Genomic DNA, 367 nt, shown 5'->3' with positions numbered 1-367 from the left:
AAACATCGAAAACAGAACTGTGGTGCCCACGGAGGGACTCGAACCCCCACACCTTGCGGCACATGGACCTGAACCATGCGCGTCTACCAATTCCGCCACGTGGGCTCTGTCTTCTTTGTCTTTGCTGCGGTGTTCTGCAACAGAGGCACGCATAGTAAGGGCTGGCAGCCCTGCCGTCAAGAGCGAAAGCAAGATTTCTCGCCGGGCTGCGCGGGCGGCGGAAAAAGCGGCCGGAAAATGCAAAACGCCTCCCGAAGGAGGCGTTTTTGCGGAATTCTGTGGTGCCCACGGAGGGACTCGAACCCCCACACCTTGCGGCACATGGACCTGAACCATGCGCGTCTACCAATTCCGCCACGTGGGCACT

At 59.4% G+C, this 367-nt stretch carries 2 tRNA genes; both read right to left on the bottom strand.

From position 1 onward, the window contains the following. Positions 1-20: 20 nt before the first annotated feature. Positions 21-105 (bottom strand) — tRNA-Leu (locus tag AC6H42_RS03055). 174 nt (positions 106-279) lie between these two features. Further along, positions 280-364, bottom strand: a tRNA-Leu gene (locus AC6H42_RS03050). Positions 365-367 lie beyond the last annotated feature (3 nt).

This window comes from Massilia sp. NBRC 108631 (assembly GCF_059704565.1).
This window is presented reverse-complemented; position numbering and strand designations above follow the sequence as displayed.